The 4,570-nt window shown below is 73.0% G+C and carries 5 protein-coding genes; 1 reads left to right on the plus strand and 4 read right to left on the minus strand.

All coding sequences use genetic code 11. The features are described 5' to 3' along the window. Positions 1-45: 45 nt before the first annotated feature. The gene (locus tag ACFUVW_RS19765; protein ID WP_430573002.1) at positions 46-648 is read right to left on the minus strand and encodes a TetR/AcrR family transcriptional regulator; all 603 of its coding nucleotides are present in this window, start codon (positions 646-648) and stop codon (positions 46-48) included. A gap of 67 nt (positions 649-715) precedes the next feature. Between ACFUVW_RS19765 and ACFUVW_RS19770 the strand changes: the two genes are divergently transcribed. Then, on the plus strand, positions 716-1,606 hold the full coding sequence (locus ACFUVW_RS19770) for an oxidoreductase (RefSeq protein ID WP_430573003.1): 891 nt from the start codon (positions 716-718) through the stop codon (positions 1,604-1,606). A gap of 10 nt (positions 1,607-1,616) precedes the next feature. Here ACFUVW_RS19770 and pstB read toward each other — a convergent pair whose 3' ends face one another. Genes pstB through pstC form a run of 3 tightly spaced genes read right to left on the minus strand, consistent with a single transcriptional unit; the run spans position 1,617 to position 4,407 of the window. After that, entirely contained in the window at positions 1,617-2,396 is a 780-nt protein-coding gene (pstB, locus tag ACFUVW_RS19775) for a phosphate ABC transporter ATP-binding protein PstB (protein WP_430573004.1), read from the minus strand. 44 nt (positions 2,397-2,440) lie between these two features. Then, positions 2,441-3,415 carry a phosphate ABC transporter permease PstA gene (gene pstA / locus ACFUVW_RS19780; RefSeq protein WP_430573005.1) on the minus strand — a complete coding sequence of 325 codons (975 nt, stop codon included), beginning with the start codon at positions 3,413-3,415 and terminating at the stop codon, positions 2,441-2,443. After that, positions 3,412-4,407, minus strand: a complete 996-nt coding sequence (pstC, locus tag ACFUVW_RS19785) for a phosphate ABC transporter permease subunit PstC (protein ID WP_430573006.1) — start codon at positions 4,405-4,407, stop codon at positions 3,412-3,414. Before pstC ends, pstA begins: the two co-directional genes overlap by 4 nt. Positions 4,408-4,570 lie beyond the last annotated feature (163 nt).

The raw sequence follows: 4,570 nt of genomic DNA on the forward strand, positions 1-4,570 counted from the left end.
CCGCAGCACTGCTGCGGGCCGCCCCTTCGTCGTCCCCGCCCGGCGTCAGCGCTGGCCGGCGCCGTGCAGGAACTGGTCCACGGCGGCCTCGACGAGGCCGTCACGTCGCTCCGGGCCGACGACGCCCCCGTTGACGAGCGCCGCGATCCCCTGGAGCGTCGCGAGCAGGACGGTGGCCGTCCGGTCGAGGTCGCCCCCGGCGAGCCGCCCCTCGTCGCGCCCCTGCACGACCAGCGCGTGCAGCCGCCCGAACGGCTCCGCCGCCGCGGCGAGGATCCGGTCCGCGCCGGGGCGATGCTTCCCGGCGTACATCACCTCCAGCAGCGAGGTGTTCTCGGTGGCGAACCGGGTGTAGGCGGCCGCCCCCGCGCGCAGCCGCGGCTCGAACCCGTCGCCCGCCCCGTCCAGCGCGTCGCGCAGGGCGCGGTCGAGGCGGCCGAACCCGGACTCCGCGAGCGCGTCGAGGAGCGCCTGCCGGTCGGCGAAGTGCCGCCGGGGCGCCCCGTGGCTGACCCCGACCTCGCGCGCAAGGTCGCGCAGCGAGAGGCGGTCGGCCCCGTCCGCGCGCAGCCGGCGCTCCGCGGCGTCGAGCAGGGCGGCACGGAGGCTGCCGTGATGGTAGGGGCGTTCGTCGACGGGCTCGGGCACGCGTCCGAGCCTAGCCGGGACATGTTGCCGTTGACCACATCGGTAGACACTGACTACTTTGTAGACCATGACTACTTTCACGCTCGCCCAGATCCCCGCCCAGTCCGGCCGGACGGTCGTCGTCACCGGAGCCACGAGCGGCATCGGCCGGGTCACCGCGGAGGTGCTCGCCGCGCGCGGCGCACGCGTGGTGCTCGCGGTCCGCGACGTCGACAGGGGGCGCGCCGCGGCCCGGGCGATGGCCGGCGACGTCGCCGTCCGGCGGCTCGACCTCGCCGACCTCGCGTCCGTCCGGGCGTTCGCCGCGGACCTCGCCGAGCCCGTCGACGTGCTCGTCAACAACGCCGGGGTGATGGTGCCGCCGCTCACGCGCACCGCCGACGGGTTCGAGCTGCAGCTCGGCACCAACCACCTCGGGCACTTCGCGCTCACGAACCTGCTGCTGCCCAGGGTGCGCGGCCGGGTCGTCACCGTCTCCTCGAGCGGGCACCGGTTCGGCGCCGTCGACCTCGAGGACCTCAACTGGGAGCGTCGCCGCTACCGGCCGATGGCGGCCTACGGGCAGTCGAAGCTCGCCAACCTCCTGTTCACGGCGGAGCTCCAGCGCCGCCTCGCGGCGGCGGGGTCGCCCGTGGTCGCCGTCGCCGCCCATCCCGGGATGGCCGCCACGCACCTGCTGAGCGAGCGCCGCGGCGTCCAGCGGCTGCTGCTCCGCCTGGCGGGACCCCTCGTGCAGAGCGCCGAGGACGGCGCCCTGCCCACCCTCTACGCGGCCCTCGCGGACGTGCCGGGCGGCAGCTACGCCGGGCCGAGCGGGTTCCTCGAGGGACGCGGGGCGCCGACGCTCGTCGGCCGGTCGGCGCGGGCCCGGGACGTCGCCGTCGCGCGCCGGCTGTGGGACGTCTCCGAGTCGCTCACGGGCACCGCCTTCCCCGCGGGAGTCGTCGCCGTGCCCTGAGCGGCGCCCGTCACCCGAAGCGGCCGGAGACGTAGTCCTCGGTGGCCTGCTCGGCCGGGGTCGAGAAGATCGTCGACGTCTCGTTCATCTCGATGAGGCGCCCGGGCTTGCCCGTGCCGGCGATGTTGAAGAACGCCGTCCGGTCGCTGACGCGCGCCGCCTGCTGCATGTTGTGGGTCACGATGACGATCGTGTAGTCCTGCTTCAGCTCGCCGATGAGGTCCTCGATCGCGAGGGTCGAGATCGGGTCGAGCGCGGAGCACGGCTCGTCCATGAGCAGCACCTGCGGCTTCACCGCGATGGCGCGCGCGATGCACAGGCGCTGCTGCTGCCCGCCGGACAGGCCGGAGCCCGGCCGGTCGAGGCGGTCCTTGACCTCGTTCCACAGGTTCGCGCCGCGCAGCGAGCCCTCGACGAGCTCCTCCGCGTCCGCCTTGCTGATGCGGCGGTTGTTCAGCCGCACGCCCGCGAGCACGTTGTCACGGATGGACATGGTCGGGAACGGGTTGGGTCGCTGGAAGACCATCCCCACGTTGCGGCGCACGGCCACCGGGTCGATGTCGTCGCCGTACAGGTCGACGCCCTCCATCTCCACGGTGCCCTCCACGCGGGCGCCGGGGATCACCTCGTGCATCCGGTTGAGCGTGCGCAGGAAGGTCGACTTGCCGCACCCGGAGGGGCCGATGAACGCCGTCACCGACTTCGGGTCGATCGTCATCGACACGTCCTGCACGGCGAGGAAGTCGCCGTAGTAGATGTTGAGGTCCTTCACGTCGATGCGCTGTGCCATCGTTGCGTCTCTTTCTGGTGGGCTGCGGCGGGCGGCGGCTGCGGTCAGCGCAGCTTCGGGGAGAACCAGCGGTTCACCAGCCGGCCGATGAGGTTGAGGGCGAGCACCAGGACGATGAGCACGAGGGCCGCGCCCCACGCGTTCTGGATCGCGATGTCGGGCACGCAGGCCGCCGACGCGCCGTCCGGGCAGGTGGCCAGGCCCTGGCTGTACTGGCGGTAGGCGAAGACCGGGAGCGTCATCATGCGGCCCTCGAAGGGGTCGAAGTTGATCGAGTCGGTGACGCCGACGGTGACGAGCAGGGGCGCCGTCTCGCCGATGACGCGGGCGACGGCGAGCAGGATGCCGGTGGTGAGGCCCGCCACCGAGGTGCGCAGCACGACCTTGACGACGGTCAGCCACTTGGGCACGCCCAGCGCGTACGACGCCTCGCGCAGCTCGTGCGGCACGAGCTTGAGCATCTCCTCGCAGGAGCGCACCACCACGGGGATCATCAGCACCGACAGCGCGACCGCGCCGATGATGCCCATCCGCACCCCCGGCCCGAGGATCAGGGTGAACAGGGACACGGCGAAGAGGCCCGCCACGATCGACGGGATGCCCGTCATGACGTCGATGAAGAAGGTGACCGCGCGGGCCAGCGCGCCCTTGCCGTACTCGACGAGGTAGATCGCGGTGAGCAGGCCGATCGGCACCGAGATCACCGTGGCGAGCGCCGTGATGATCAGCGTGCCCGCGATGGCGTGGTAGATGCCGCCGCTCGGGTCCCCGCCGAAGATGTTGCGCATCGACAGCGTCAGGAAGTCCATGCTGATGCGGCCGGCGCCGTTGCTCAGCACCGTCCAGATCAGCGAGACGAGCGGCGCCATGGCCACGACGAACGCGGCCCAGATCAGGACCGTCATCGTGCGGTCCTTGCGGCGCCGGGCGCCGTCGGCGCCGGTCAGCGCGGCCCGGGTGCGGGCGGTGGCGTCGGCGGGGCCCGTGGGGCCGGCGGGGTCGATGGTGGCGGTGCTCATCCGTTGGCCCCCGAGAATTCCTTGCGGCGCGCCACGATCGCGCGCGCGGCCATGTTGACGGCCAGCGTGATGACGAACAGCACGAGGCCGGTGGCGATCAGCGTGTTCACGGCGAGCCCGCTCGCCTCCGGGAAGTCGAGCGCGATGTACGCGGCGATGGTCTGCTGCTGGGAGCTGTCGAGGATCCGGAACGAGTACAGGAACCCGGGCGACAGGATCATCAGCACCGCCATCGTCTCGCCGAGCGCGCGGCCCAGGCCGAGCATCGCCGCCGAGATCACGCCGGACCGGCCGAAGGGCAGCACCGCGGTGCGGACCATCTCCCAGCGCGTCGCGCCGAGCGCGAGCGCCGCCTCCTCGTGGAGCTTCGGCGTCTGCAGGAAGACCTCGCGGGCGACGGCGGTGATGATCGGCAGGATCATCACCGCGAGCACCACGGAGACGGTCGCGAGCACGCGGGAGGTGGGCGAGACGGGGCCGGCGAAGAGCGGGAACCAGCCGAACCACGAGTTCAGCCAGTCCCACACCGGCAGCGCGGCCGGGCCCAGCACGTAGATGCCCCACAGGCCGTAGATCACGGAGGGGACGGCCGCCAGCAGGTCGACCAGGTAGCCGAGCACCTGGGACAGCCGCGGCGGCGCGTAGTGCGAGATGAACAGCGCGATCCCCATCGCGACCGGCGTCGCGATGGCGAGCGCCAGGGCCGCCGCGAGCAGCGTGCCGAACACGAGCGGTCCGACGTACTCGAGCAGCGACGTGTCCTCGGGGTAGCGCGGCACCGACGCGGCCAGCTCGTCCGACCCGGCGGTCAGGGCCGGCCACGCCTGCTGCAGCAGGAACACCGCGACGGCGGCCAGCACCGCCAGGATCAGGACGCCGGCGCCGACGGCGATCCAGCGGAAGACCCGGTTGAAGCCGCGGTCGGTGGTCCGCCGGCGTCGGCGCGGTCTGCCCGGCACCCGCTGGGGGGGCGGGCTGACGGTGGTGGTCACTCGTTCTCCTCGTTGCCTTGCAGTGCCTGTGCGGCTGGTGACGGCCGCCGGCCGGGCTCGTCGAGGGACTCGAACACGGCCCCACCCGGGGCCTGCGGGGGGGGTCAGCCGGCCCCCAACCCCTCGGAAGACCGCAGCAACCCGGCGCCGTAGTAGGCCGCAA

Source organism: Isoptericola sp. NPDC057391 (genome assembly GCF_042668085.1).
Taxonomy (GTDB): Bacteria; Actinomycetota; Actinomycetes; order Actinomycetales; family Cellulomonadaceae; genus Isoptericola.